Source organism: Chelatococcus sp. HY11 (assembly GCF_018398335.1).
In the GTDB taxonomy this organism is placed as follows: Bacteria; Pseudomonadota; Alphaproteobacteria; order Rhizobiales; family Beijerinckiaceae; genus Chelatococcus.
This window is the reverse complement of record NZ_JAHBRX010000001.1, coordinates 1,726,056-1,749,928: the sequence shown is the minus strand read 5'-3', so window position 1 is coordinate 1,749,928 and position 23,873 is coordinate 1,726,056. Positions and strand designations below refer to the sequence as shown.

25 protein-coding genes are annotated in these 23,873 nt (G+C 64.1%); 16 read left to right on the top strand and 9 right to left on the bottom strand.

Annotated features, from left to right (window positions below; all coding sequences use genetic code 11):
* The first annotated feature begins 10 nt into the window (after positions 1 to 10).
* The 3 genes from cysS to cimA are packed head-to-tail and all read left to right on the top strand — an operon-like array spanning position 11 to position 3,605.
* A complete protein-coding gene (gene cysS / locus KIO74_RS08160) occupies positions 11 to 1,501 on the top strand; it encodes a cysteine--tRNA ligase (RefSeq protein ID WP_213334580.1) in 1,491 nt (496 codons plus the stop codon).
* Positions 1,501 to 2,004 (top strand): GNAT family N-acetyltransferase, encoded by a 504-nt coding sequence (locus KIO74_RS08155; RefSeq protein WP_213331535.1) that lies wholly within the window; start codon positions 1,501 to 1,503, stop codon positions 2,002 to 2,004. The genes cysS and KIO74_RS08155 overlap by 1 nt, the downstream gene beginning before the upstream one ends.
* Complete coding sequence (cimA, locus tag KIO74_RS08150) at positions 2,001 to 3,605, top strand: citramalate synthase (RefSeq protein WP_213331534.1); 1,605 nt, start codon at positions 2,001 to 2,003, stop codon at positions 3,603 to 3,605. The genes KIO74_RS08155 and cimA overlap by 4 nt, the downstream gene beginning before the upstream one ends.
* Positions 3,606 to 3,674: 69 nt before the next feature.
* Here the strand turns inward: cimA and KIO74_RS08145 are convergent, their stop codons facing one another.
* Positions 3,675 to 4,313, bottom strand: a complete 639-nt coding sequence (locus KIO74_RS08145) for an LOG family protein (protein WP_502762106.1) — start codon at positions 4,311 to 4,313, stop codon at positions 3,675 to 3,677.
* A gap of 190 nt (positions 4,314 to 4,503) precedes the next feature.
* Between KIO74_RS08145 and KIO74_RS08140 the strand changes: the two genes are divergently transcribed.
* From KIO74_RS08140 to yacG, 7 genes are all read left to right on the top strand, one after another.
* Positions 4,504 to 5,850 (top strand): LysM peptidoglycan-binding domain-containing protein, encoded by a 1,347-nt coding sequence (locus tag KIO74_RS08140; RefSeq protein WP_213331533.1) that lies wholly within the window; start codon positions 4,504 to 4,506, stop codon positions 5,848 to 5,850.
* 115 nt (positions 5,851 to 5,965) lie between these two features.
* Positions 5,966 to 7,888: an ABCB family ABC transporter ATP-binding protein/permease gene (locus KIO74_RS08135; RefSeq protein ID WP_213331532.1), complete on the top strand. Its 1,923-nt coding sequence runs from the start codon at positions 5,966 to 5,968 to the stop codon at positions 7,886 to 7,888.
* A gap of 140 nt (positions 7,889 to 8,028) precedes the next feature.
* Positions 8,029 to 8,727, top strand: coding sequence for a phosphatidylserine decarboxylase (locus KIO74_RS08130; RefSeq protein ID WP_213331531.1), 699 nt, complete (start codon positions 8,029 to 8,031; stop codon positions 8,725 to 8,727).
* 46 nt (positions 8,728 to 8,773) lie between these two features.
* Positions 8,774 to 9,640, top strand: coding sequence for a CDP-diacylglycerol--serine O-phosphatidyltransferase (gene pssA / locus KIO74_RS08125; RefSeq protein WP_213331530.1), 867 nt, complete (start codon positions 8,774 to 8,776; stop codon positions 9,638 to 9,640).
* 223 nt (positions 9,641 to 9,863) lie between these two features.
* A complete protein-coding gene (gene infA / locus KIO74_RS08120) occupies positions 9,864 to 10,082 on the top strand; it encodes a translation initiation factor IF-1 (protein ID WP_110378125.1) in 219 nt (72 codons plus the stop codon).
* Positions 10,083 to 10,150: 68 nt separating this feature from the next.
* The gene (locus KIO74_RS08115) at positions 10,151 to 10,780 is read left to right on the top strand and encodes a Maf-like protein (protein ID WP_249731216.1); all 630 of its coding nucleotides are present in this window, start codon (positions 10,151 to 10,153) and stop codon (positions 10,778 to 10,780) included.
* A 4-nt stretch (positions 10,781 to 10,784) separates the two neighbouring features.
* A complete protein-coding gene (gene yacG, locus KIO74_RS32195) occupies positions 10,785 to 11,027 on the top strand; it encodes a DNA gyrase inhibitor YacG (protein ID WP_213331528.1) in 243 nt (80 codons plus the stop codon).
* Positions 11,028 to 11,042: 15 nt separating this feature from the next.
* Here the strand turns inward: yacG and KIO74_RS08105 are convergent, their stop codons facing one another.
* The gene (locus KIO74_RS08105; RefSeq protein WP_213331527.1) at positions 11,043 to 11,384 is read right to left on the bottom strand and encodes a low molecular weight protein tyrosine phosphatase family protein; all 342 of its coding nucleotides are present in this window, start codon (positions 11,382 to 11,384) and stop codon (positions 11,043 to 11,045) included.
* 101 nt (positions 11,385 to 11,485) lie between these two features.
* Here KIO74_RS08105 and KIO74_RS08100 point away from each other — a divergent pair, with 101 nt between their 5' ends.
* Positions 11,486 to 11,839, top strand: coding sequence for an ArsC family reductase (locus tag KIO74_RS08100; protein ID WP_213331526.1), 354 nt, complete (start codon positions 11,486 to 11,488; stop codon positions 11,837 to 11,839).
* 105 nt (positions 11,840 to 11,944) lie between these two features.
* Here KIO74_RS08100 and KIO74_RS08095 read toward each other — a convergent pair whose 3' ends face one another.
* Positions 11,945 to 12,346, bottom strand: a complete 402-nt coding sequence (locus tag KIO74_RS08095) for a hypothetical protein (protein WP_213331525.1) — start codon at positions 12,344 to 12,346, stop codon at positions 11,945 to 11,947.
* Positions 12,347 to 12,473: 127 nt separating this feature from the next.
* On the opposite strand from KIO74_RS08095, the gene KIO74_RS08090 reads away from it, so the two are divergent.
* Together KIO74_RS08090 and KIO74_RS08085 are read left to right on the top strand one after the other, a co-directional pair.
* Complete coding sequence (locus KIO74_RS08090; RefSeq protein ID WP_213331524.1) at positions 12,474 to 13,622, top strand: glycerophosphodiester phosphodiesterase; 1,149 nt, start codon at positions 12,474 to 12,476, stop codon at positions 13,620 to 13,622.
* Positions 13,623 to 13,821: 199 nt separating this feature from the next.
* Positions 13,822 to 14,784, top strand: coding sequence for a DUF4214 domain-containing protein (locus tag KIO74_RS08085; protein ID WP_213331523.1), 963 nt, complete (start codon positions 13,822 to 13,824; stop codon positions 14,782 to 14,784).
* A gap of 21 nt (positions 14,785 to 14,805) precedes the next feature.
* Here the strand turns inward: KIO74_RS08085 and KIO74_RS08080 are convergent, their stop codons facing one another.
* On the bottom strand, positions 14,806 to 16,665 hold the full coding sequence (locus KIO74_RS08080; RefSeq protein WP_213331522.1) for a CHASE2 domain-containing protein: 1,860 nt from the start codon (positions 16,663 to 16,665) through the stop codon (positions 14,806 to 14,808).
* A gap of 4 nt (positions 16,666 to 16,669) precedes the next feature.
* On the bottom strand, positions 16,670 to 17,230 hold the full coding sequence (locus tag KIO74_RS08075) for a FecR domain-containing protein (protein WP_249730904.1): 561 nt from the start codon (positions 17,228 to 17,230) through the stop codon (positions 16,670 to 16,672).
* Positions 17,231 to 17,415: 185 nt separating this feature from the next.
* Between KIO74_RS08075 and KIO74_RS08070 the strand changes: the two genes are divergently transcribed.
* Positions 17,416 to 18,090, top strand: a complete 675-nt coding sequence (locus KIO74_RS08070) for a Crp/Fnr family transcriptional regulator (protein ID WP_213331521.1) — start codon at positions 17,416 to 17,418, stop codon at positions 18,088 to 18,090.
* Positions 18,091 to 18,135: 45 nt separating this feature from the next.
* On the opposite strand, the gene KIO74_RS32435 is transcribed toward KIO74_RS08070, so the two are convergent.
* Positions 18,136 to 19,236, bottom strand: coding sequence for a class I SAM-dependent methyltransferase (locus KIO74_RS32435; RefSeq protein ID WP_291962035.1), 1,101 nt, complete (start codon positions 19,234 to 19,236; stop codon positions 18,136 to 18,138).
* Positions 19,237 to 19,618: 382 nt separating this feature from the next.
* Between KIO74_RS32435 and KIO74_RS08060 the strand changes: the two genes are divergently transcribed.
* Together KIO74_RS08060 and KIO74_RS08055 are read left to right on the top strand one after the other, a co-directional pair.
* Positions 19,619 to 20,182, top strand: a complete 564-nt coding sequence (locus KIO74_RS08060; RefSeq protein WP_213331520.1) for a cytochrome b — start codon at positions 19,619 to 19,621, stop codon at positions 20,180 to 20,182.
* Positions 20,183 to 20,186: 4 nt separating this feature from the next.
* Positions 20,187 to 20,882 carry a VIT1/CCC1 transporter family protein gene (locus tag KIO74_RS08055; protein WP_291962033.1) on the top strand — a complete coding sequence of 232 codons (696 nt, stop codon included), beginning with the start codon at positions 20,187 to 20,189 and terminating at the stop codon, positions 20,880 to 20,882.
* Between the two features lie 90 nt (positions 20,883 to 20,972).
* Here KIO74_RS08055 and KIO74_RS08050 read toward each other — a convergent pair whose 3' ends face one another.
* The 3 genes from KIO74_RS08050 to KIO74_RS08040 are packed head-to-tail and all read right to left on the bottom strand — an operon-like array spanning position 20,973 to position 23,869.
* Positions 20,973 to 21,656, bottom strand: coding sequence for an aspartate racemase/maleate isomerase family protein (locus tag KIO74_RS08050; protein WP_213331518.1), 684 nt, complete (start codon positions 21,654 to 21,656; stop codon positions 20,973 to 20,975).
* 8 nt (positions 21,657 to 21,664) lie between these two features.
* Positions 21,665 to 22,771 (bottom strand): ABC transporter ATP-binding protein, encoded by a 1,107-nt coding sequence (locus KIO74_RS08045; RefSeq protein ID WP_213331517.1) that lies wholly within the window; start codon positions 22,769 to 22,771, stop codon positions 21,665 to 21,667.
* A gap of 30 nt (positions 22,772 to 22,801) precedes the next feature.
* The gene (locus KIO74_RS08040; RefSeq protein ID WP_213331516.1) at positions 22,802 to 23,869 is read right to left on the bottom strand and encodes an extracellular solute-binding protein; all 1,068 of its coding nucleotides are present in this window, start codon (positions 23,867 to 23,869) and stop codon (positions 22,802 to 22,804) included.
* Positions 23,870 to 23,873 lie beyond the last annotated feature (4 nt).

Here is a 23,873-nt window from a genome sequence, read left to right as displayed (position 1 = left end):
GGGAACGGACATGGTGGCGGCCTTGGGCAGCGGGGAAGCCCTCGATACGGGCTTGACGCTCTACAACACGCTGACGCGCGCGAAGGACGCGTTCACACCCATCGACCCGACCAACGTGCGGCTCTATGTCTGCGGCCCGACGGTGTATGACTACGCCCATATCGGCAATGCGCGGCCGGTGATCGTTTTTGACCTTCTGTTCCGGCTGCTGCGCCACCACTATGGCGCCGATCGCGTCACCTATGTCCGCAACATCACGGACGTCGATGACAAGATCAACGCCCGCGCCGCGCGCGACTATCCCGACCTGTCGCTGAACGACGCCATCGCCAGGGTCACGGCGCTGACGGAAGAGCAGTTTCATCGCGACATTGCCGCGCTCGGCGTGCTTCCGCCAACCGAGGAGCCCCGCGCCACCGCCCATATCCCTGAAATGCGTGACCTGATCGAGCGGCTGATCGCGCGTGAGGTGGCCTATGTGGCCGAGGACCATGTGCTCTTCGCCGTCTCGGCGATGGAGCGCCTGCCGAAAGCACCGCGCTATGGCGCGCTCGCTCGTCGTTCTCTTGACGAGATGCTGGCGGGCGCCCGTGTCGATGTGGCGCCTTACAAGCGCGACCCGATGGATTTCGTGCTGTGGAAGCCGTCGAAGCCTGGCGAGCCGGGCTGGGAGAGCCCCGGCGGCATTGCCGTTCCCGGCCGCCCGGGCTGGCATATCGAATGCTCGGCCATGTCGATGGCGAAGCTGCTGACCCCCTTCGGCGGCGGGCTCACCTGCGACGATCCAGCCAAGAACATCTTCGACATTCACGGCGGCGGCATCGATCTCGTCTTTCCCCACCATGAGAACGAGATCGCCCAATCCTGCTGCGCCTTTGACAGCGGCCGCATGGCCAACGTCTGGATGCACAACGGCTTCCTGATGGTCGAAGGCGAGAAGATGTCGAAGTCGCTCGGCAACTTCATCACCATCAACCAGCTCCTGGAGACCGAGAGTTTCGGCGGTCGCCGATGGCCGGGGGCGGTGCTGCGCCTCGCGATGCTCAAGACCCACTATCGCCAGCCGATCGACTGGACGGTGAAGGCGCTGGAGGAAAGCGAGGCCTTGCTCACCGAATGGTGGCAGGCGAGCCGGGGAATCCGGCCAGCGGACCGCGTGCCGGTTGAGATCGTCACGGCGCTCAATGACGACCTCAACACGGCCGAGGTCATCGCGAGCCTTCATCGCATGAAGCGCGCCGGGCAGTTCGAGGACATGAGGGCGACGTTGCGCTTCCTCGGCTTCGAGCGTGTCATCGAGGCCATGATCGCGCTGCGGGGCGAGGCGACCGTGGCAATCAACAATGACCCCGAAGTGCAAGGGCTCCTTGCGGAACGTGCTGCCGCGCGAGCCGCAAAAAATTGGCCCGAATCCGACCGTATCCGCGACGCGCTGGCGGCGAAGGGCATCGTGGTGAAGGACAACAAGGACGGTACTTATACGCTGGAGGCAAAACGCTGATGGGCAAGACCATACCCGCTCCCGCTCTTCGGCCCTTCCTGCCGTCGGATCTCGCCGTCGTCACGGCGATTTTCCAGGACAGCATCGAGGAACTGACCGAGGACGATTACAGTGAGGCGCAGCGCGCCGCCTGGGCGGAAAGGGCCGACGAGCAGGATTTTGCCGCGCGGCTGACCGCTTCGCTCACGCTCGTCGCGACCATCGATGGATCGGTCGTCGGCTTCGCTTCGCTCAAGGACAACAAGCACATCGACATGCTCTATGTGCATCCGGGTTTCGCGCGGCAGGGCATTGCGACGCTGCTCTGCGATGCCTTGGAGAAACTCGCCGGCGGGCGCGGCGCGTCCGCCCTCACGGTGGATGCGAGCGATACCGCCCGGCCGTTTTTCGACGGCCGGGGCTATGTGGGTGAGAGCCGGAACACCGTGCCCGTGGGCGAGGAATGGCTCGGCAACACCACCATGAAGAAGACGCTCGCCGCGTCCGACGGATCCGTATCATGAGCACTTCGACCGACAGCCGCGAACGCCTCTATCTCTACGATACGACGCTGCGTGATGGTGCCCAGACGACTGACGTCAATTTCTCGCTGGCCGACAAGCAGCTGATCGCCGGGATGCTGGACGAACTTGGCATCGACTATGTCGAAGGCGGCTATCCCGGTGCCAATCCGCTCGATACGGCCTTTTTCGCGGAAAAGGCGACCAGGAAGGCGCATTTCGCCGCCTTCGGCATGACGAAGCGGGCAGGGCGCTCGGCGGCCAACGACCCCGGGGTGGCGGGCCTGCTCGATTCCGCGGCCGACGTGATCTGTTTCGTAGCCAAGTCCTGGGACGAGCAGGTGAGGGTCGCGCTCGAAATCAGCCTCGAAGACAATCTGGCCGGCATCCGCGAGAGCTTGGCGGCTGCACGCGACAGCGGCCGGGAAGCGATGCTCGACTGCGAGCATTTCTTCGACGGCTACAAGGCTAACCCCGACTATGCGTTATCCTGCGTGAAAGCAGCCTATGAGGCCGGCGCCCGCTGGGTCGTGCTCTGCGACACCAACGGCGGCACACTCCCGGATGAGGTCGAGGCCATTGTCCGCGAGGTGGCGCGGCACGTTCCAGGCGACCATCTTGGCATCCACGCCCATGACGATACCGGCTGCGCGGTCGCCAATTCGCTGGCGGCGGTACGCGCCGGCGCCCGCCAGATCCAGGGCACGCTGAACGGCCTCGGCGAGCGATGCGGCAATGCCAATCTTGTCAGCCTCATTCCGACGCTGGCGCTGAAATCTCCCTATGGCGAAACCTTTGCGATCGGAGTGGATGAGGAAGGCCTGCGCGGCCTGACGCCGGTATCGAGGGCGCTCGACGAGATCCTGAACCGGGCGCCGAATCGCCATGCGCCCTATGTCGGCGCCAGCGCTTTCGCCACCAAGGCCGGCATTCATGCCTCCGCCTTGCTGAAGGATCCCCACAGCTACGAGCATGTGGAGCCCGAGGCCGTCGGCAACCAGCGCCAACTCCTGGTCTCGGACCAGGCCGGCCGTTCCAACCTTCTCGCCGGCCTCGCCCGCGTCGGCATCGCGGTGGATAAGGACGACCGTCGGTTGACGCGGCTGCTCGCCGTCGTGAAGGAAAAGGAGGCGCTGGGCTATTCCTACGAAGCAGCCGACGCCTCGTTCTTCCTGCTGGCGAAGGGTGTGCTCGGCGGCGTGCCGACATTTTTCACTGTCGATCGCTTCAGCGTCAATGTGGAGCGGCGCTATAATGCCGTTGGCGAGTTGACGACCGTTGCCGAGGCCATCGTCAAGGTCGAGATCGACGGCGAGGTGCTGATTTCGGCGGCGGAAGGCAACGGCCCGGTGAACGCGCTGGATGTCGCCCTGCGCAAGGATCTTGGCAAGTACCAGCGGTTTATCGAGGGCATTCACCTCATCGACTTCAAGGTGCGCGTATTCCAGGGCGGCACGGATGCCGTCACCCGCGTGCTCGTCGAATTCGGTGACGAGACCGGCGCGCGCTGGTGCACCGTCGGTGTCTCTCCCAACATCATCGACGCGTCATTCCAGGCGCTGAATGACTCCATCGTCTACAAGCTGGTGACAAGCGGGGCGTAGCCGCACCGGGGTTCAAGTCCACCGGCGTTTCTCCCTCTCCCGATGGGAGAGGTGAGCGGCGGGGATCGCTCAGAACTGCGTGACGATCGCCGCGTCCTCGCGCGGGGTCGTGGTCGATACCGCCGCCTCGATCTGCGTGATGGCGTCGCGGGCGTTATCGGCCACGAGATAGCGGACCTCGAGCCCGGGGCGGATGAAGCCCGACTGGCTCATATGCGCGAACAGATCGAGCAGGGGTTGCCAGAAATTCTGCGTGTTCAGCAGAAGGATCGGCTTGGTGTGGCGTCCCAGTTGGGACCAGGTGAGCTGCTCGACAAGTTCCTCGAGCGTGCCTATCCCGCCGGGCAGGGCGATGAAGGCGTCGGCGCGCTCATACATGATCTGCTTGCGCGAGTGCATGTCCGGCACGACGATTGTCTCCTGGGCTTCTTCCAGGAGGATCTCGCGATCCTTGAGAAAGGTCGGGATGACGCCTGTCACCTCACCGCCGGCCTCGAGCACGGCGCGGGCGACAGTACCCATCAGCCCGATATTGCCGCCTCCGTAGATGAGACGGATCCCCGCATCAGCCATCGCACGCCCGAGCGCGGTCGCGTCGGAAGCGAAGGTGGGATCCATTCCTGAGGCTGAGCCACAATAGACACAGATAGAGCGAATTGCAGTCATATCGAACGATGTGGCTGCCACGATGACGCCCGTCAAGCCCATCATCGCCCGCGCCGTCCACGGAACCGCCGCGAATGGCGATTAAGGTGTTTTTTCGGACACGTGGATGGAATAATGAGCGTGCTGCCACGAGAAAGTCATTATCCGTGGAGCGATGCTCTGGAAGCCGCCTATCTAAATGGATAGCGTCACAGCAGAGGGTCATACGAAGGGTCGGGGGTTTAGGGACAGAATGGCGCGCTCTCGCGGGATACAGGTTGCCGTCGCCATCGTCGCCGCTGTGATTCTGGCGGTGCTCATCTATGCCTGGGGCGTGCCGCGCCGCACGTCGGAACCGACCGCGCCCGCACCGGTGGCTTCAGTGCCTGCCGCCCCGCCTTCAACGACGGCGCCTCAGGGAAGCGCTGCTCCGGCGGGACAGGCCGCCGCGCCTTCTCCGGCGGGTGCTGGTGCGCCGCGGCAAGTGCCCGCCGCGCAAGCGCCTGCCTCTCAGGCGCCTGCAGCCGAGGGGAAGGCCTCGACGCCGTCACAGCCTTCCACCACGGCCCCCTCCTTCGATGTGGTGCGCGTCGAGCCCGATGGCTCTTCGGTGGTCGCAGGGCGCGCGCCTCCCGGATCCAGGGTCGAGCTTTTGCGCAACGGCCAGCCGATCAGCACCGCCATCGCGGATGCGAGCGGAGCATTCGCGATGGTGCCGCCCGCACTTGAGCCGGGCACGCACGAGCTTTCGCTTCGCTGCATCGTTGATGGCAAGACACTGCAATCCGGCGATACCATTTCAGTCGTCGTCGCCGGTGATAGGAAGACCGCGCCGATGGTTGCGCTGCTCTCGCCGAACAAGCCGGCCCAGATCCTGTCGCGTCCAAGCGAGCAGGCCGCTCAGATCACGACGTCGGAAAGCCCCCGGACGAGCGCGGCCGCTGCTCCATCGTCTCAGGCAGGAGCGCCGGCGTCGGCCCAGTCGGCGTCTTCCGCGCCAGTCACCAGCGCATCGCGGAGCGGGGTGGTCGTGGATACCGTCGAGGCCGAGGACGGGCGCATGTTTGTTTCCGGCCGCGCCGCGCCTTCCGCCACGGTCCGCCTTTATCTCAACGACAGCTACGTCGCCTCGGCCGTCACCGGACCGGCAGGGCACCTCTCCTTCACGATCGAGCGCGGGCTGGCTCCCGGCGAATATCGTGTCCGCCTGGACGACGTCGAGCCGACGAACGGGGCGGTCAAATCCCGGGCGGAAGTCGCTTTCACGATGCCGGCACCTGCGGTCGTCGGCGCGGTCTCGGCACCGTCGGGGCAGATGGCAGCCGCGCCTCAGGCCGCAGGCACGCCCGCGTCGCCACCGGCGACCGCGGGTGGTTCCGTTGCCGCGAATGCCCCGGCCGGGAATGCTACGTCGTCAGCCGTCGTGATTCCCGAGGTCAATACGACGACCGTCGTGCGTGGCGACAACCTCTGGCGCATCAGTCGGCGCGTCTATGGGCGCGGCGCGCGCTACACGGTTATCTACGACGCCAATCAAAACCAGATCCGCAACCATCACCGGATCTATCCCGGCCAGGTTTTCGTTCTGCCACGGGGGTGAACGGCCAAGGGGAGCGCGGCGTGCCTCCCGCATCGACGGCGCGCGCATGTTCGGGGCTGCATAGGTTCCCCTTTGTCCCTATATAGGGCGGACTTAAACTTTTGGATTGTCGATCATGTTAGCGCCTACCGCCGGCGGGGCCGACCAGCAGCCCCAGCCGGATAAACGTGCTTCCTCCGCCTTCGCGACGACGGCGCAGCGGCTCTGGCCCTATCTCTGGCCGCATGATCGCGCGGATCTGCGGGTCCGCATCTATATGGCGGTCGGACTCCTCGTGCTCGCCAAGCTCGTCACCATCCTGATGCCCTACAGCTTCAAATGGGCGATCGATGCCTTGACTCTCGATGCCAAGGCTGTCGAGGCGGGTGAAGCGACGTCGCTGTGGGGCAGCGCGATCGCCCTGACTGTGCTCTACGGCGTCCTGCGCATCGTGATGGCGGTGCTGACCCAGGCGCGCGACGGGCTGTTTGCCTCGGTCGCCATGAATGCGGTGCGGCGCCTGGCGCTGCAGACCTTCGAGCATATGCACCGGCTGTCACTGCGCTTTCATCTCGAGCGCAAGACCGGCGGGCTGACGCGGGTGCTCGAACGCGGCCGCAACGGCATTGAGGAGCTCGTTCGGCTGACGGTCCTCCAGCTGCTGCCCACCATCCTTGAATTCGTGCTGGTTGTCGCCATCCTCTGGCTGCAGTTCGACTGGCGCTTCGCCGCTGTCGTGGTCGCGATGATCGCCTGTTATCTCTATTACACCTACAAGGCGACGCAGTGGCGCATCAGCATACGCCGCCGCATGAACGACTCTGATTCCGACGCCAATACGAAGGCCATCGATTCGCTGCTCAACTACGAGACGGTGAAATATTTCGGCGCCGAGAAACGTGAGACCGCGCGCTACGACGTCTCCATGGAGCGCTACGAGCACGCCAGCACGCAGACCTACACGTCGCTTGCCGTGCTCAACGCCGGGCAGGCCACCATTTTCACCATCGGCCTGACGCTCGTCATGGTGATGGCCGCCATCGACGTGAAGCGCGGGCAGGCGACCATCGGCGATTTCGTGATGGTCAACGCCATGCTGATCCAGCTCTACATGCCGCTCAATTTCATGGGAATGCTGTATCGCGAGATCAAGCAGGCGCTGATCGACATCGCCGAAATCTTCGACATCCTGTCCCGCAGCCCCGAGATCCAGGATCTGCCCGGCGCGCAGCCGCTCGTGGTCAACAAGGGCGAAGTGACGTTCGAGGACGTGCATTTCGCCTATCATCCCGAGCGGCCCATCCTGCAGGGCGTGTCCTTCAGCATCCCCGCGGGGCATACCGTGGCGATCGTCGGCTCGTCGGGCGCGGGCAAGTCCACCCTGTCGCGCCTTCTGTTCAGGTTCTATGCGCCCTCGAAAGGCCGCATCCTGATCGATGGCCAGAACATCGCGGAGATCCAGCAGACATCGCTCCGGGCAGCGATCGGCATGGTCCCGCAGGATACGGTGCTGTTCAACGACACCATCGGCTACAACATCCGCTACGGCCGCTGGGACGCGAGCGAGGAGGAGATCATCGCCGCCGCCCGCGACGCGCGGATCGACGGCTTCATCCGCAGCTTGCCGGAAGGCTACGATACCCCTGTCGGCGAGCGCGGCCTGAAGCTGTCCGGCGGCGAGAAGCAGCGCGTGGCCATCGCCCGGACCATCCTGAAGGCGCCGCCGATCCTCGTTCTGGACGAAGCGACGTCCGCCCTTGACAGTTTCACCGAGCGCGACATCCAGTCGGCGCTTGAACGGGTCAGCCGTGGTCGCGCGACACTGGTCATTGCCCATCGTTTGTCCACGATCGTCGCGGCCGACGAGATCCTTGTGCTCGATCAGGGACGCATCGTCGAGCGTGGCCGCCATCTCGACCTGCTGGCCAGAAACGGCCTCTATGCCGCGCTCTGGAACCAGCAGCGCGAGGCGGAGGAGGCGCGCGAGCGACTGAAGCGCGTCTCGGACGCCGAGGCGCTGGAAGCCGCGGCAGACGGGCTGCCGGTCGCGCGGGCCTGACGGCGTTATGGCTTATACGCTTTGGATTGCGACGCAATGCAGGTTTCGCCCGGACGGCGGCATGCTTATTGTGGCGGCGAGGCCGTGAATTGCGGTTTTGCCCGACGAATGTGATAAAGCGCGCGAACTGGAGACATACATTGTCCGTCTACGATTCGATCCGCAGCGGGCTCGCGCCCATCCATAAGGAAGGTTATCCCTTCATCGCCATCGCGGCGGTGGCCTCCCTGGTGCTCGGGCATCTCTGGACGCCCTTCGGCTGGATCGGCGCGCTGATCACGCTCTGGATCTGTTACTTTTTCCGGGATCCGGAACGCGTGACCCCGGTCACCGAGGGGCTCGTCATCGCGCCGGCGGATGGACGTGTCAGTGCCATCGCCACCGTGCTGCCACCCGCTGAGCTCGGTCTTTCAGAAGTGCCGATGACGCGTGTCTCGATCTTCATGAACGTCTTCGACTGCCACGTGAACCGGAGCCCGCTGGACGGGCGCATCGAGCGCATTGTGTACACGCCCGGCATCTTCATCAATGCCGATCTCGACAAGGCGAGCGAAGACAATGAGCGCAACGGCCTCGTGATCTCCCATGGGGACCTGCGCATCGGTGTCGTGCAGATCGCCGGCCTCGTCGCGCGGCGCATCGTATCCTTCGTGCGCGAGGGCGACACCTTGGCGGCGGGCGAGCGCTTCGGCCTCATCCGTTTCGGGTCCCGTGTCGATGTCTATCTCCCGCAGACGGTCGCGCCGCTCGTCGGCGTCGGCCAGCGGTCGGTCGCCGGTGAGACCGTCATCGCCGACCTCGGGATCCGTGGCGTGCCACGCCAATATCGCCAGAGCTGAATGCAAGCCCTATCGCCAGCCAAAGCCGGGAGATCCTGGTAAGCCGATGAGTGATCTGTTCCCGCCCTTCGCGCCGGATCCGGACGAGCCCAAGCGCCGGCTGTTCAAGCCGATCCCGTTGCGTTTGCTCGTACCAAACCTGATCACGCTGCTCGCGCTGTGCCTGGGGCTGACGGCGATTCGTCTTGCGATCGAGGAGCGCCTGGAGCTGGCGATCTTCGCGATCGCGGTGGCGGCCGTGCTCGACGGGTTGGACGGGCGCATCGCGCGCCTGCTCAAGGGCACATCCCGCTTCGGCGCCGAACTCGATTCCCTCTCGGATTTCGTGAACTTCGGCGTCGCGCCTCCGATGCTGCTCTATGTCTTCATCCTGCACGACATGCGGTCGCTGGGCTGGATCGCGGCGCTGGTCTTCGCGATTGCGGCCGCGCTGAGGCTCGCGCGCTTCAACGTGATGCTCGATGATCCCAATCGCCCGGAATGGCAGAAGCACTTCTTCGTCGGCATGGCAGCGCCAGCGGGCGCGGTCACGGTGATGCTGCCGCTCTACCTCAATTTCGTGGGCATTCCCGGCGGCGGGCTGCCGGCCCCGGTCGTCGGCGTCTATGTCGTGCTCATCGCTTTCCTGATGGTCAGCCGGATCCCGACCTTTTCCGGCAAGACATTCGGCAGCCGCGTGCCGCGCGAGCTCGTGCTGCCGCTCTTCGTCCTGGTGGTCCTGTTCGCTGCCCTGTTCGTCAGCTTCACCTTCGAGGTGCTGGCGGTTTGTACGCTGGTCTATCTCGGCGCGCTGCCCTTCGGCTTCATGCGCTATCGGGCCCTTGAGAAAGCGGACAGGCTCGAGAAATCAGCGGCGCGTGCCGGTGGCCTGAAAACGCCATCGGCTGCTGATGGTCCACCGCCCACGCTGTGATTAGGGCGCCCCAGTCGGTGAGTTTTGCACGCCTCCCGTACGGCTGCGGTTGCAATCGTCGCCGGGGCGGTCCACTGAAAGATGATGTTGAGCTGACAAATATGTCGATTCGCGTTGAAATCGGCTATACCTCTGCGCTCAGCATCCCAGGTTCACAATAAGTCGCGTATCGAGTAGGGTCCGCGCCGTCCCATTGTGACCAAAAGTGACCGCAAGGAATCGAATGTCGAAAGAAGAGCTCCTCGAGTTCCCGGGAGTTGTGACGGAACTGCTCCCCAATGCGATGTTTCGCGTCAAGCTCGAGAACGACCATGAGATCGTGGCGCACACCGCCGGCAAGATGCGCAAGAACCGCATCCGCGTGCTGACGGGCGACCGCGTTCTCGTTGAGATGACGCCCTATGATCTGACCAAGGGCCGGATCACCTATCGTTTCAAATAGTTCATTGCCTGACTTCAGCACATTCGGCCCGGGAGAGCTACGCCTTGGTTTCCACCCTCGACGCATCCTTGTCGGCGAGTTGGCGTCCTAAGCTCGTGTTGGCCTCGGCTTCGCCGCGCAGGCTGGCTCTTTTGCAGCAGGTCGGCGTCGAGCCGGACGCGCTGATGCCCGCTGATGTCGACGAGACGCCGCTGCGTGGCGAGAAGCCGCGCGACGTCGCCCGCCGGCTGGCGCGCGACAAGGCCGAGGCAACGCGCCAGATGGCCGAGCGGCAGCAGGAGCTTGCGAGCGCCTTCATCCTCGCGGCCGACACGGTCGTTGCCGTCGGCCGGCGCATCCTTCCCAAGGCTGAAACCGTCGAGGAAGCCGCCCAGTGTCTGCGCATGGTGTCGGGACGCGGTCATCGCGTCTATTCGGCCGTGCATCTCATCACGCCGCAGGGCAAGAGCCGCCAGCGGATCGTCGAGACGCGGGTGCGCTTCAAGAACCTCTCGCAGGACGAGATGGAGAGCTATCTTGCATCGGGCGAATGGCGCGGCAAGGCTGGCGGCTATGCCATTCAGGGCCTCGCCGGCGCCTTTGCCGTGAAGCTCGTGGGCTCCTACACGGCCGTGGTCGGCCTGCCGCTCTATGAGAGCGTCAACCTGCTGGCCGGCGAGGGCTATCCCGTGCGGCTGTCCTGGCTGAACGCGGCTTAGGGCGATGGTGCCGATCGCGGACAACGACAATACAAGTGGCGCGGACCAGCCGGGCGGCGGGGCTGACGACAGCAAGCCCTGCCCGATCTGCGGGAAGGCGTCGACTTTGCGCTGGCGGCCGTTCTGCTCCAAGCGCTGCGCGGATATCGACCTCAACCGCTGGCTGTCCGGCGGCTATGTGATCCCCGCGCGGGATGATGACCCGCTGGACGACGACGGCGATGAAGGGCCGACGACCGGACGTTGAACCTCGTTCTACCCCTTAAGGGCTGATATAGCGGGGCACCTTCTTCATGAGCAGCGCGATCAAAGCCGGGTCCATGAAGTCGTAATTGTCGGGGATGTCGAGGCTCGCCACGCGCTTGCCCTTCAGATGCTTGCCAAATCGCGCGGTCAGCTGGGCTTTGTGGGCGCGCTCCATCACAAGGATCGTATCGGCCCATTCGATATGCTCCGGCGACAGTCTTTCTTCCGCGTCCGGACTGAGACCCGCCGAGGCCGTCTCGACGCTGGGCTTGTCGGGGCTCGGCCACACGGCGAAGACCTGCTCGGCGGTGGGGCTGCGGAGCCTATTGCGCCGACAGACAAAAAGCACGCGCTTCATAGTGATCCGTGGAGGAAATGCAGCCGTTGATAGGCAGGCGTAAGCTTGGCTGATATAGACTCAATGCCTTCGGGATGGAACACGCCTCGGAATGGAATGTTATGGCCAAACCCCTTTCAATCTACGGCATCAAGAACTGCGACACGATGAAAAAGGCGCGTTCCTGGCTCGACGACCACGGCATCGCCTATAGCTTCCACGACTACAAGGTCGATGGCATCGACGCGGCGCATCTCAAGGCCTGGATCAAGGCCGTTGGCTGGGAGAAGCTCTTGAATCGGGCGGGTACGACATTTCGCAAGCTGCCGGAGGCGCAGCGCGCGGATTTGACGGAGGAGAAGGCTGTGGCGCTGATGCTCGCGCAGCCGTCGATGATCAAGCGCCCGGTTCTGGTGATTGGTGGGAGCCCGCTCGTCGGCTTCAAGCCCGAAGAGTACGAGAAGGCGCTCCTTTAAGCATCCTCTATTGTCGCCGCTGAGTGCGCAATAATGCGCTTGGCTCTCAGGAGGTTCTCGAAGATCGCTCCATCGTCTGGCTCGTATCGCTGCAGAGCCGCTCCCTCAGGGCTTTGGCGCCACCACGTTGATGTTGACACCAAAAATGTTCACGCGGTCCCCTGATGTGACCGTATAGCTCGCGCTGTCCGTCGCTCCCACTTTGACGGGCGCCTGGTAGAGAACGATGCGAGCGGGATATTCCTTGCCCGCGCAGTTGCCGGTACGCACCCGCACCCTCGCATCGCGAACCGCGAGGGTCCCGGCGGTTGGGATCTTGTCGACCCGGATCTCGACCAGCGGTTTCGGACTGCAATCCGCGAAGGCGCCGGAATGGACGGACAGCTGGCTGGTTTTGCCGGCTGGCACGTCGATCGTCCGCAGGGTCTGGTCCTGCGCGAGCGCTGGCGTGAACGGTGCTACGTTGAGGAAAAGGGCGGTAGACAAGACCGGTATGCAAATCTTCATGGCGATACCTCCCGTCGTGATCATAGCAAGTCTTGTGGTTTCCGACAGGCGAGCGTCGCGGAAACGGCGTTATCGCGCCGTCATATCCGCTGCCTAGGGTGCGCGAACATCCTGGAGGATCCAGTCCATGCTGCGCCCATTGCTCGTTGCCACCGCCATCGTCATTGCCTGCGCGCCCGCCGCGCCATCCTTCGCGCAAAGCGCGGCCCCTACCGCCACCGTGATCGCGCATCGCGGCGCGAGTGGCTATCGCCCGGACCACACCTTGGAGGGCTACAAGCTCGCGATCGAGCAGGGCGCGGACTTCATCGAGCCGGACGTGGTATCGACCAGGGACGGCGTGCTTGTCGTCCGCCATGAGCCCATGCTCTCGGGCACCACAGACGTCGCCGATCGTCCGGAATTCGCGACCCGCAAGACTACCAAGAAGCTGGACGGCGTGGATGTCACGGACTGGTTCGCGGGCGATTTCACCCTCACCGAGATCAAGACCCTGTTCGCGAAACAGCCCATGGCCGGTCGCGACAAGAGCTTCGACGGCAAGTTCCGCATTCCCACCCTTCAGGAGGTCATCGACCTCGCCAAGGCGGAGAGCACCCGCGTCGGGCGGCCGATCGGCATCGCGCCGGAAACGAAGCACCCGACGTTCCACCAGCAGGCTGGCATTCCCCTGGAGGACAAGCTCGTCGCCATGTTGGCCGCCGCCGGCTGGACGGCGAAGGAGGCGCCTGTCGTCATCCAGAGCTTCGAGGTCGGCAACCTCAAATATCTGCGTGGCAAGACGAACGTCCGTCTCGCCCAGCTCGTCGACGCTGACGACGTCGGCCCGAACGGTGAGATCGTCCTCGCCGTTCCGCTCGCGCAGCCCTATGACTTCGTCGTCGCGGGCGACAAGCGCACCTTCAAGGACCTCGTCACCGCCGAGGGGCTGAAGGAAATCGCTACCTATGCGGATATCGTCGCGCCCTGGAAGCCCTATATTCTCTCGGCGAAATATTCGGATGCGAATGGCGACGGCAAGCCGGACGACCTCAATGGTGACGGCAAGCTGGACTGGGCCGACCGGACGTTGCTGCCGCCCACCGATGTGGTCAAGAATGCCCATGCCGAGGGCCTCAAGGTCTTCACCTGGACCTTCCGCGCCGAGCCGCGCAATCTCGCATCGAACTTCAAGGGCGACCCTGTCGCCGAAATCCGCGCCTATATCGATCTCGGCGTGGATGGTGTGTTCAGCGATTTCCCGGATGTGGCGGTGAAGGCGGTACGCGGGCAGTAACCAGTCCCGTTCTCGCCCGTATCCATGTTTCGGCCGGCCGGCGCATCGGAGCGCCAGCCGGGTTTGCCTTTTTGAGGGCCTTGATCGCTCCAGCAATCCGAGACCCCGCTGTGACGCCGCGTCACCCGATACCGCAGGGGTAGGCGTCGCTGCACTGCTCTGGTATTATTTTTTATTACCATCAGGGCCGGAGGCGAGCATGGCAGAAGTCACTCTCACCGAATATTTTAAGACGTCCGCGCATGACGTCGTTGATGTCAACGTCTCCAATTCCATCACATACGGGTTGGGCGGCAACGACCGGTTCAAAGCCAATACCGAGGCTGTCTTCGCCGCCGCCGCGGGGGGCTGGGGTGACGATACCTATGTGCCGGGGGGAGGCCTCATGGTCGTGGCCGATCACGGCGGCGGCTACGACGTGCTCAACCTGGACGAGTTCTTTTCGATCGGCGATCTCACTGCCTCGGCAACGCTTGACGGCGGCAAGCACCTGGTTTTCATCAACAATACGACCAAGTCTGCCGTGATCATCGCCAACTGGCGGGATCCGAATTACAAGGTCGAAGAGTTCCAAGCCGCCGGTCAGGTGAGCTATAGTGATCAGTTCATTCAGATTATTGAGCAAGATCCGACTATTATTCCCGATATGAAGTTTTCCGACCTCGCGACAGTTTTCGAAGGAAAATTCGCCGCGGTCGCCGACAAGGCCAGGTTCGAGGCGATGCTCGGCCTGATCGGCAGCCACGATCTGGCGGCGACATTGCAGGCTGAAGCGCAGGGCGTCGGCCGCCTTTACGAGGCCGGCCTTAACCGTATGGCGGACATCGCCGGGCTCAACTTCTGGTACGACGCCTATATGGAGTGGGGGCGCGATAAGATTACGCTGGCCAGGGCTATTATCGAAAGTGCCGAATTCCAGCAAAATTTCGGGAATGCTTATACACAGTCTGCGGAAAGCTATGTCAACGTGCTCTATCTCAATGTTCTCGGTCGAAAGAGCGACGCGGCGGGTGCGTTTTATTGGACAGAGCTTTTGAATACGGGAGCCCTCTCGCGTGAGGGCGTGTTGATGGCCTTCGCTGACAGTGCCGAGAACATGGCCCAGAGTGCTTATCTCGCCGGCATTGTCGACGCCGGCGGCGGAGAATGGGCATTTAGCTGAGTTACGCGACCGACGGAGTGATCAAGGGTGGGCGGGCGCTCGCGCCATCGTCCGCACGGCGATCGGCTGGCTGCGGCCGCGGATTGGCACTTCGATGACAGTTGGAAAACTGTCGAGCGTGGCGGTGCGGTTGGCCGCCCGCACGATATCGTCGGTGACGACGGTGGTCACCTTGAGGCTCTTGGCGACTTCCTGCAGGCGGCTTGCGACATTCACCGTGTCCCCCGTCGCCGTGACCTGCTGGTGGCTCTGCCCACCCAGGCGCGAGACAATGACCGGTCCAAAATGCGCGGTCAGCCGGGCGTGGGGCTTTTCGCGCGCGTCGCTCGCCGTCGGCAGGGCCCACGCGTCGAGCTTCTCGCCGAGATGCCCGAGCGCGCGCAGCGCCCGGGCGGCGTCGTCGTCGCGGCGTTCGGGAAATCCGAAGAGGATCATCGCGCCGTCGCCCATGAAGGTCGCGACGAATCCCCCGTGGGAATCGACCACCTCGTCCACGAGCATGTGAAAACTCTTCAGGATCTCGCGGGTGCGCGCAGGGCCGAGCGCCTCCGACAGGCCGGTGTAGCCGGCCAGATCGACGAAGATGACGGCCGCATCCTGCGCTATGGGTTCGGCGAGGAAGGCCGGGTCCTCGGTCAGCCGCGCTGCGATGGGGCGCGGCTGGAACGGCGCCAGGCGTTCCTCCACGCCGGCGAGATAGCGCACGGTCCTGCGCTCCTGCCATAGCCGCAGCGCCCCGTAGGCCATGGCGACGGGCAGCATCGCGACAAGGGGGAGCGTGGTGCTGAGCCAGTAGCCATGTGCGTAGGCGGCAAGCGACAGCGCCACCCAGGCCGCCGCCAGCAGCACGCAGAGCCCAAGGCCGGCTACCGGACGGCGCATACCGATGAGGACCACCGCCGCCACCGCGAGCGTCGCCGCGATGGCCGCATCGAACCAGCGTGTTTCCCGCGTGCGCAGCAGGCCGTCCCCGGCAAGAAGATTGCCGATTGCCGTCGCCAGCACCTCCACGCCGGGTACAACCGGTGAGAATGGTGTCGGGAAGGTGTCCCCGCTGCCCGTCGCCGTCGTGCCGACGACCACGGTTCGGCCGGAGACGTCAGGGGGCGAGGGGCTCATGAATTTCGTCGCGCTGATGGTCGGTATCGCGCCCCGCGGCCCATAAAATCGCAGCGCCAGATGCTGGCCGAGATCGAGCGCTATGCTCTGCGCGCCGAGCTCCAGGTTTTCGCCATCGAGGCGCGGCGTGGCGCCGGTGGCGAGCGCGGCGGCGAGCAGGACGAAGGAGGGAACCACAGCATCTTGCCCGCGATAGATCATTGGAACATGGCGGGGCATGCCGCCGACATCCGTGACAACATTGACGAGCCCGACCTCAGCCGCCGCCGCGAGCGGATCAACCGGCCACATCATGCTCTGTGGGCGAGGGACCGCGCCGGTGACGTCACCGGTGACCGGCTGCCTCGCTTCGGTTCCGTCGAACAGGCCGGCCGCGGCGATAACAGTTGGCAACTGCCCCAGTGCCCTCGCCAGGGCGAGGTCCTGCCCCGGCGGACTGCTGTCGACGAACAGAAGGTCGATGGCGAGCGCCTTCGGTTCGCGGCGCGCGATTGCGTCGACCAGCGCCGCAAGCTTTTCGCGGGGAAGGGGGTAGGCGCCCATCTGTCTGACTGTCTCGTCGTCGATCGCGACGATGACCACTTCGGGTGGAGGGGGCTTGGCGGGCGCCATCAAGGCGCGCAGGTCAAGCGTGACGGCCTCGATCCGGTCGAACACGCTGGCACGACCGGCCAGATGCCAGTGCACGACATAGGCTGTCCATCCCAGCGCCAGCATGATCGCGAGCGCGAGAGTGAGCTGCGCGATCTGGCGGCGGCGCATGGTATCAGCGCCCGAAGCGCGCGAGCAAAGCCGCCACGCGTGCGGCGCCCCAGCGGTTGACGACGAGCGGCGCGCTACCCGGGGCGACATCGACGCCTTCACCCGCGGTCAGCACGACGCCGCGTCCGCCCTGGACGCGTGCGACGCCGACACGGCCCTCCCGCACGAAAACGGCGCTTTGTCCGGGTGTGACATCCACCGCCCAGGTGGTGCCGCGCACCGAGGCCACCGCATGCGGCGTCTGCACCTGGAAGCGGCCGCCGCCGGGCCGCTGATACACGACATAGACAGCGCCCGCACTCACCTCCACGGCGTCGGGCTCACCATCGCCGTTGTCGTCGACCAGCCCGGCGTTCGCGCCACGGGCGACCTCTATGGTGACGCTGCGGCAACGCACGACGGTCTGGCCTGCCGCGCCGGCGCTCGTCGCGCAACCCGCCGTCTGCGCCTCGGCCGTCTCAAGGCCCGTGGTACCGATGCCGACGACAACCGACGCGGCGATAAGGCCCATCAAGCGCGTGACGCGCGCTGCCTGGCGGGTAGGCCCGTAGCGAGGGGTAATCATTAACGCTACTCCATTGGCCGCCTGAGGAAACCTCGACGGCCCGTTGTGAATGCTCGGCTGGCTCCCTCCGCGCCCCGGAAGGAGACGCCGCGAGAGCATCGTGATCTTCTCATGAAAGCTCTAGTCTTTCACGCATATCCAGCGATTGCTGTATGATCTCGCCTGTCCCGTCGATGGGTTCCCCGATGCAGAGAAACGATCATTATCGTTGGCTGGCCTCTTCTGCCATCTTCGGTGGGCTCGACGAGGCTTGCCTGGCACGGATCGCGCAGGAGGTGCAGGTCTTGCGATTCCCTGCCGGAACCTCTCTGTTTCGGCAGGATGATGAAGCCGATGGTCTCCATATCCTCTCCGAGGGACTGGTCAGGATTCATATCGGCCATCGAGACGGGCGCGAGCTGACGCTCGCCCTGCTCGATCCGGGCGATGTGATCGGCGAGATCGCGCTGTTGGATGGGCTGCCGCGCACGGCGACCGCCACCGCCCTTGCGCCGACACGCACCGTTTTCGTGGGTCGCAGGGCATTCGCGCAGCTATTGGAAGAGATTCCCCAGCTTGCGATCCATGTGATCCTGGTGCTGTGCGACCGTCTGCGGCAGAACACGGAGCAGCTCACGGCCAATGCGTTTCTCGATCTGCGCCAGAGATTGCTGAAGTTGTTGCACGACCTGGCCGTTGCCCACGGCGAAATCGACGCGGATCGCGCGATCGTGCCGACACGCTTCACGCAAACCGATATTGCCCAAATGCTCGGCGTCACGCGGGAAGCGGTCAATAAGCAGTTTCGAGCCCTCTCGCGTGATGGCGTGATCGAGATGACGGCAGGTGCCGTTGTCCTTGCCCGTGGACGGGACAATTGAGCCCCGCATCAATCTACCCGCCATGCACAGATCGCTACGGCGATGTCAGGATACCCGGGCGATGAAATAGGCGTTCATCGGATCATGGGGGAGGCGATGGACGGCGATATCACTGAAACCAGCCTCGCGAAGCATCTGCTCGGCGAGTTCCACGCCCCACATCGCGCCGAGCCCCGCTCCACCCTGGCCAAGCGAAACGGCCATGCAGTGCATGCACGAGATTGTATAGAGGAAGGAGCCGAGAGGGCGCTCGCTGTTCCTCTCAAGGTGGCTTGAGCCATCGATGTCCTGCATCAGGTAGATGCCTCCGGGCCTCAGCGCGCGTGCGAAGCCGGCCAGCATGCCGGCGGGGTCCTTCTGGTCATGGACGGCATCGAAGGTCGTTATGAGATCGAAGCGCCCTGCCTCGTCATAGGCGGTCATATCGCGCACATCGAACCGGATATTGCTGAGCCCCGCCGCCGTTGCCGCCGCGCGCCCGACCGCCAGTGCATCGTCGTTGAGGTCGTAGCCAACGAAACGCGAACGCGGACAACGCTGCGCCATGGCGACAAGCGCGCGGCCGGCGCCGCATCCGGCATCAAGCACGTCAATGCCGTCCTCGAGCCTTCGTAGGAGTTCCGGCGCCAAAGGCAGGATATGCTCGAACAGCGGCGCCACCACGGTTTGGGCGCTCTCCTCGGCCATCAGCGCGTGAAAGCCGGCATATTCGCAATAGCGCGTGCCGCCGCCCTGGCGGAAATGGCCGATGATGGCGTCTTCCGAGCGCGAGAGCATAGGCACCCATTGCGCCGACACCGCCAGATTGTTGGGGCTCGCGGCGCGCGTCAGCCACGCCGCATGCTCGGCTGGAAGATCGTAGAGCTTCTTGAATGGATTGTAGCTCACGATCCCGGCGGTCACCATGGCGCCGAGCCATTCCCGGACATACCGCTCGTCAAGGCTCGCCCCTGCGGCGATGGCGCTGGAGGTGGCCGGCTTCATCGATGCCATGACGTCGAAAAGGCCGGTCCGATGTCCGACAGAGGTCATCAGCGTGACGGCTGCCTCGTTAATAGTGTTCATCATCCGCTCGGCAAAGGCTTCCGAGCGGGCGCTGTCAAATGATGCCGCCTCTGACTGCGCGGCGTTGTCCTGTATGCTCACTGTTGGGCTCCCTATGGGCTTGCCGGCCAGCGATTGGGTCGGCGAGGCTGAGAGGGAACGCTATGCGAAGCGGGCGGAGCGCGCTGTGAACGCGTTCACGCAGAAGCGGCCCCAGCCACATGGTCGATCCTGGGGGGAGTGATCGTGTAGCTGGAGCCTACCCTCGGGGGGGAGGGATGACCAAAACTAGCACAGCTTGCTGAATGCTACCTGAATAAGTCCGGGCTGAAGCTGTAGAAACCGATGGAAGGGGATCTGTCGGGACGGACTTGCTCTCGCACAATGCGTCTGCGCCCCACAATGCCCCAACAAAGTCAAATTTAGAATCAATCTAAAGAAGGCGCCTGCCTGAGGCGTCTTTGCTGCCGTGGGAAGACTGACTATGGTTGATGGGTCTCATGCCAATTACGATGCCACCACAATCCGACTGCATTGGCTCACAGTGTGTCTTGTTGTGCCGCTGTGGATCCTGGGTCAGGTCGCGGACCTGTTTCCGCACGGGCCTGTCAATAGTGGGCTCTGGTCAATCCACGTTATCATGGGCTTCGTGCTCATTCCTGTAATCCTGTTTCGTATAGTCTGGCGCGTGTTTGCCGGTTCCGGAGTAGATAAAGGCGCCTACGGGGCCTTCTACTTTCCAGCCAAGGCAGCGCATTGTTTACTTTACGCGTTGCTATGCCTGGTTCTCATACTCGGTGTCGTGAATGCGTTCGTTCGCGGCTACAGCCTGTTTGGGATCATTCGGCTGCCCCAAATGGGAGATCCCACGCTAAGGCGTCCTGTCACAGGCGTGCACGGCTTGGTCGCCAATCTGCTGCTTGGGCTCGTTGCCTTGCATGCGATAGCCGCGCTCGTCCACCATTATGTCCTGGGAGATGGCGTGCTCCGGCGCATGCTGCCGGGCTGGCAGCGGCTTTCGGATACGACCAGACAGGCCGGGGGGTGAGGCGGTGTTTCATCCTCATAAGGAAAACCATCTCGTAGAGCGGATTGGCTGGTTGAGGGCTGCGGTGCTCGGAGCCAATGACGGGATTATCTCGACGGCCAGTCTGATTGTTGGCGTGGCATCGGCGGCAACGTCCTCCAGTGAGATCATTGTAGCCGGAGTTGCGGGGATGATCGCCGGTGCCATGTCGATGGCGGCCGGCGAATATGTCTCGGTCAGTTCCCAGGCTGATACCGAGCGGGCGGATCTGGCGCGGGAGCGGAGGGAACTGGCCGACGATCCCCGGGGTGAGGAGGAGGAACTCGCTCAGATCTACGTGGCGCGTGGTGTTGCCCCGGGCCTCGCGCGGGAGGTCGCCATGCAGCTTATGGCGCATAACGCACTCGCGGCGCATGCGCGCGACGAGCTTGGCATCACCGAGACTGGCACCGCGAGGCCTGTTCAGGCAGCGCTCGCTTCGGCCGCGACTTTCACCGCGGGCGCCATCGTTCCGATCCTCGCCGCGATGGCCGCGCCTGCCGCGATGGTCGTACCCGTTGTCTTTGCGATATCCGTCGGGCTTCTCGCGTTGCTGGGAGCACTTGGCGCGCGAGCGGGTGGGGCAAGCTTGCTAAAGCCAACCCTCCGGGTCGCTATTTGGGGAGCGCTGGCCATGGCCGTGACGGCCGGGATTGGCACGCTCATCGGCAAAGCGGTTTGACACGATGGCCAAGCGCCGCTTCGCGGCTGCCACGCCGCGCTTGGTCCGCAGCATCCTCCTGAGTTCTGAGCCGGGAGGGGCAATCTGGCGCTAAATGGTTGATACCGGCGCGGTCAGCCCGCCAATAGCGTTCAACACGCCGAGCGCGGCAGAATCGAGGACAGGGATGCGCAGGTCCTCGCGCAAGGATCCCGTCAATGCATATCCGGCGAGATTGGTGCTCCAGACCAGCACCGCGTCCAGATCCGTCGTTCGCGCAAGCCGCAAGGCATGGTCTTCGATCTCCTCGGGTCTAACATTCGCCGCCTCGAAATTGTCGGTTATGTCGAGGTTATGGCTGGCGGCGATGTCGATACCCTCTTGCTCGAAGGTTTGCCGCAGCCGATGGCCTTCGACGTCCCCGCCCTGCGCGACAAGTCCGATGCGGCAGAGTTTGCGCTGTCTGAGATATTCGATGGTGGCGAGCGCCGTCGTGGTGCAGGGAATGCCGGTCTCCGCCCGGATGGTCGCCGCCAGCCGGCGGTCGGGCTCGAAGCCGATCAACGCGCCGCGAGTCGCGTTCCACAGGATCACCTCGGGCCGCGCTTGCGCAAGCATTTCAGCCGCCCGGCGGAAAGCGGCCATGTCATAGCCGTCCGGCGGATGGCCAGCATAGGGCACGCGTGTGAAGCAGGCATCTATGCCGGGTTGCCCGTCGAGAATGGAACGCGTCACACGCTCGACGACCCGGTTCGACGAGGGGAGGATGATCCCGATGGCGCGGGGCATGCGCATTGGCCGGCTCACTGTTCGCGCACCACCAAGGTGCGCGCCGCCGACCAGCGCGCGGACCACACCTCGCCAGGGTTCGGATTGAGGCTCGCCGCTTCCTCGATGGGCACGGCCGCCTGAAGCTCCGACCCGTCGTCGATCTTCATCCAGACTGACAGCATCTGTCCCTTGAAGATGCTGCGTACAACCGTGCCGGAGAGCGTGTTGGGCGCGGGCGCGTGATCGCCCGGCGTCAGCCGGATGCTTTCGGGCCGGATGGCCACGGCGACCCGGGCTTGCGGCGAAAGCTCGTTCGGGACCGTGCTCTCGAACAGATGGCCGGCGGCGGACTTCAGCGTCATCCGCCCGGCGGACCTGTCGATGATCGCGGCGGTGATGAAGTTCGACGTGCCGATGAACTCGGCCACGAAATGCGAGACCGGCCGATCATAGACCGCCCGGGCGCTGTCCACCTGCTCGATACGCCCACCACGCATCACCGCGATCTTGTCCGCGAGGATGAGCGCTTCCTCCTGGTCATGGGTGACGAGAATTGTCGTGAGCCCGAGTTCGTTGCAGAGCTGGCGCAGCTCGATCTGCATGTCCTCGCGCAGCTTCTTGTCGAGTGCGCCGAAAGGTTCATCGAGCAGCAGCACACGGGGACGGTAGGCGATGGCGCGTGCCATCGCGACACGCTGCTGCTGGCCGCCGGAAAGGGCCGCCGGCATCCGATCCTCGAACCCGGCGAGACGAACCAGGGCGAGGGCGTCCTTGGCGCGCCGCGCCGTTTCCGCATTTGACACGCCGCGCATCGCGAGGCCGAAGGCGACATTGTCGAGCACCGTGAGATGCGGGAACAGCGCGTAGTTCTGGAACAGCATGCCGAGATTACGCTTGTGCACCGGCAAGCCGGTGACCGGCTCGCCATCGATCGTGATTTCGCCGGCTGACGGCTGCACGAGGCCCGCGATCATGCGCAGCGTCGTGGTCTTCCCGCAGCCGGAAGGGCCGAGCAGGGCCAGTATCTGCCCGCCGGATGCGGTGAGGTTGACGTCGCGCACGACCTGCGTGTCACCATAGGAACGGCAGATGCCGGCGAGCCGAACCTCTCCGTTGCTCGACGCGATTGCGGTTGCCATGTCGATCTCCCGGTAATGCGCGACGAAAGCTCAGACGCCGAAGATGCCGTTCAGCTTCTCGGTCCAGCCCGAGCGGCGGGCGTTGATGTATTCCCAATCGGGTGTGAACAGCCCGCGCTTGTCCATTTCCTCGACGGGATAGGCGATGAATTTGAGCGTCTCCGGCGAAAATTCGATGCCCGAGACCGGCGGGGCGGTGAAGGCATATTCAGAGAACGCCTTCTGCACAGCCGGTTCCAGCATGCGGTTCATGAAGGCGACGGCGACGTCCCTGTTCGGCCCGCCCTTCACCAGCACCTGACAGTTGTTGCCGGCGAAGGAGCCCTCCTTCGGGAAGCTCATCGTGACCGGCGCGCCCTTGGCGGTGTAGGGATAGATGTACTTCGACAATTCCAGCAGCCCGATATCGGCCTGGCCCTGCGCAACTTCGTTGGCGGCCTGCGGACCGTTGTCGAACAGGTTCATGACGTTCGGCTTGATCTCTGCGACCTTGTCGAAACTGTCGTCGACGAGATATTGCGCCTCCGCGAAGGGCTTGCCGCTCTTGAGCGCAGCCGCGACAATGAGGAAGAAGACGGACGGCGTGTTCTTCGGGCTCACCAGCTTCAGCTTGCCGGCATATTCCGGCTTCCACAGCTCGGCATAGCTGGCGGGGGGCGTGACGGACGTGTTGTTGAACGTGCTAGCCACCGAGATCGCCAGCGCCGTGCCCCAGCCATCGAAGCCGAAGCGCGGATAGAGCTTGGCAAGCGCCGGCATGTCGGCGGCGGGCAGCTGTTCGATCAGCCCCTCGCTTTTGCAGATCGGGATCGCCACGTCGTCGATGAACATGACGGAGAATTTCGGGTTGGCCTTGGTCGCGCGCATCTTGCCGACATTGGCGAGGGTGAAGCCTTCCTCGGCCGTGACCTTGCAGCCGAAATCCTTTTCAAAGGCCGGAATGATGTTCTTCTTGACGAATTCTCCCTGCGAGCCACCCCAGATGCCGATCTGGATCTCCTTGCCCTGGGCCCAGCCATTGCGGACGAACCCTAGGGGTGCGAGCGCGCCGGCACCGAGGACCAGCTTGCCGAAGATGCGACGGGATATAGGCGTCATGACA

Excerpts from the sequence above, each read along its gene's own strand:
- cimA (WP_213331534.1), top strand. The coding sequence starts at position 2,001 with ATGAGCACTTCGACCGACAGCCGCGAACGCCTCTATCTCTACGATACG.
- KIO74_RS08060 (WP_213331520.1), top strand. The coding sequence starts at position 19,619 with ATGGTTGATGGGTCTCATGCCAATTACGATGCCACCACAATCCGACTG.
- KIO74_RS08050 (WP_213331518.1), bottom strand. The coding sequence starts at position 21,656 with ATGCGCATGCCCCGCGCCATCGGGATCATCCTCCCCTCGTCGAACCGG.
- yacG (WP_213331528.1), top strand. The coding sequence starts at position 10,785 with ATGGTGCCGATCGCGGACAACGACAATACAAGTGGCGCGGACCAGCCG.
- KIO74_RS08040 (WP_213331516.1), bottom strand. The coding sequence starts at position 23,869 with ATGACGCCTATATCCCGTCGCATCTTCGGCAAGCTGGTCCTCGGTGCC.
- KIO74_RS08070 (WP_213331521.1), top strand. The coding sequence starts at position 17,416 with ATGCAGAGAAACGATCATTATCGTTGGCTGGCCTCTTCTGCCATCTTC.
- pssA (WP_213331530.1), top strand. The coding sequence starts at position 8,774 with ATGAGTGATCTGTTCCCGCCCTTCGCGCCGGATCCGGACGAGCCCAAG.
- infA (WP_110378125.1), top strand. The coding sequence starts at position 9,864 with ATGTCGAAAGAAGAGCTCCTCGAGTTCCCGGGAGTTGTGACGGAACTG.
- KIO74_RS08100 (WP_213331526.1), top strand. The coding sequence starts at position 11,486 with ATGGCCAAACCCCTTTCAATCTACGGCATCAAGAACTGCGACACGATG.
- KIO74_RS08145 (WP_502762106.1), bottom strand. The coding sequence starts at position 4,313 with ATGGGCTTGACGGGCGTCATCGTGGCAGCCACATCGTTCGATATGACT.
- KIO74_RS08075 (WP_249730904.1), bottom strand. The coding sequence starts at position 17,230 with ATGATTACCCCTCGCTACGGGCCTACCCGCCAGGCAGCGCGCGTCACG.
- KIO74_RS08080 (WP_213331522.1), bottom strand. The coding sequence starts at position 16,665 with ATGCGCCGCCGCCAGATCGCGCAGCTCACTCTCGCGCTCGCGATCATG.
- cysS (WP_213334580.1), top strand. The coding sequence starts at position 11 with ATGGTGGCGGCCTTGGGCAGCGGGGAAGCCCTCGATACGGGCTTGACG.
- KIO74_RS08140 (WP_213331533.1), top strand. The coding sequence starts at position 4,504 with ATGGCGCGCTCTCGCGGGATACAGGTTGCCGTCGCCATCGTCGCCGCT.
- KIO74_RS08095 (WP_213331525.1), bottom strand. The coding sequence starts at position 12,346 with ATGAAGATTTGCATACCGGTCTTGTCTACCGCCCTTTTCCTCAACGTA.
- KIO74_RS08090 (WP_213331524.1), top strand. The coding sequence starts at position 12,474 with ATGCTGCGCCCATTGCTCGTTGCCACCGCCATCGTCATTGCCTGCGCG.
- KIO74_RS08045 (WP_213331517.1), bottom strand. The coding sequence starts at position 22,771 with ATGGCAACCGCAATCGCGTCGAGCAACGGAGAGGTTCGGCTCGCCGGC.
- KIO74_RS08135 (WP_213331532.1), top strand. The coding sequence starts at position 5,966 with ATGTTAGCGCCTACCGCCGGCGGGGCCGACCAGCAGCCCCAGCCGGAT.
- KIO74_RS08155 (WP_213331535.1), top strand. The coding sequence starts at position 1,501 with ATGGGCAAGACCATACCCGCTCCCGCTCTTCGGCCCTTCCTGCCGTCG.
- KIO74_RS08085 (WP_213331523.1), top strand. The coding sequence starts at position 13,822 with ATGGCAGAAGTCACTCTCACCGAATATTTTAAGACGTCCGCGCATGAC.
- KIO74_RS08105 (WP_213331527.1), bottom strand. The coding sequence starts at position 11,384 with ATGAAGCGCGTGCTTTTTGTCTGTCGGCGCAATAGGCTCCGCAGCCCC.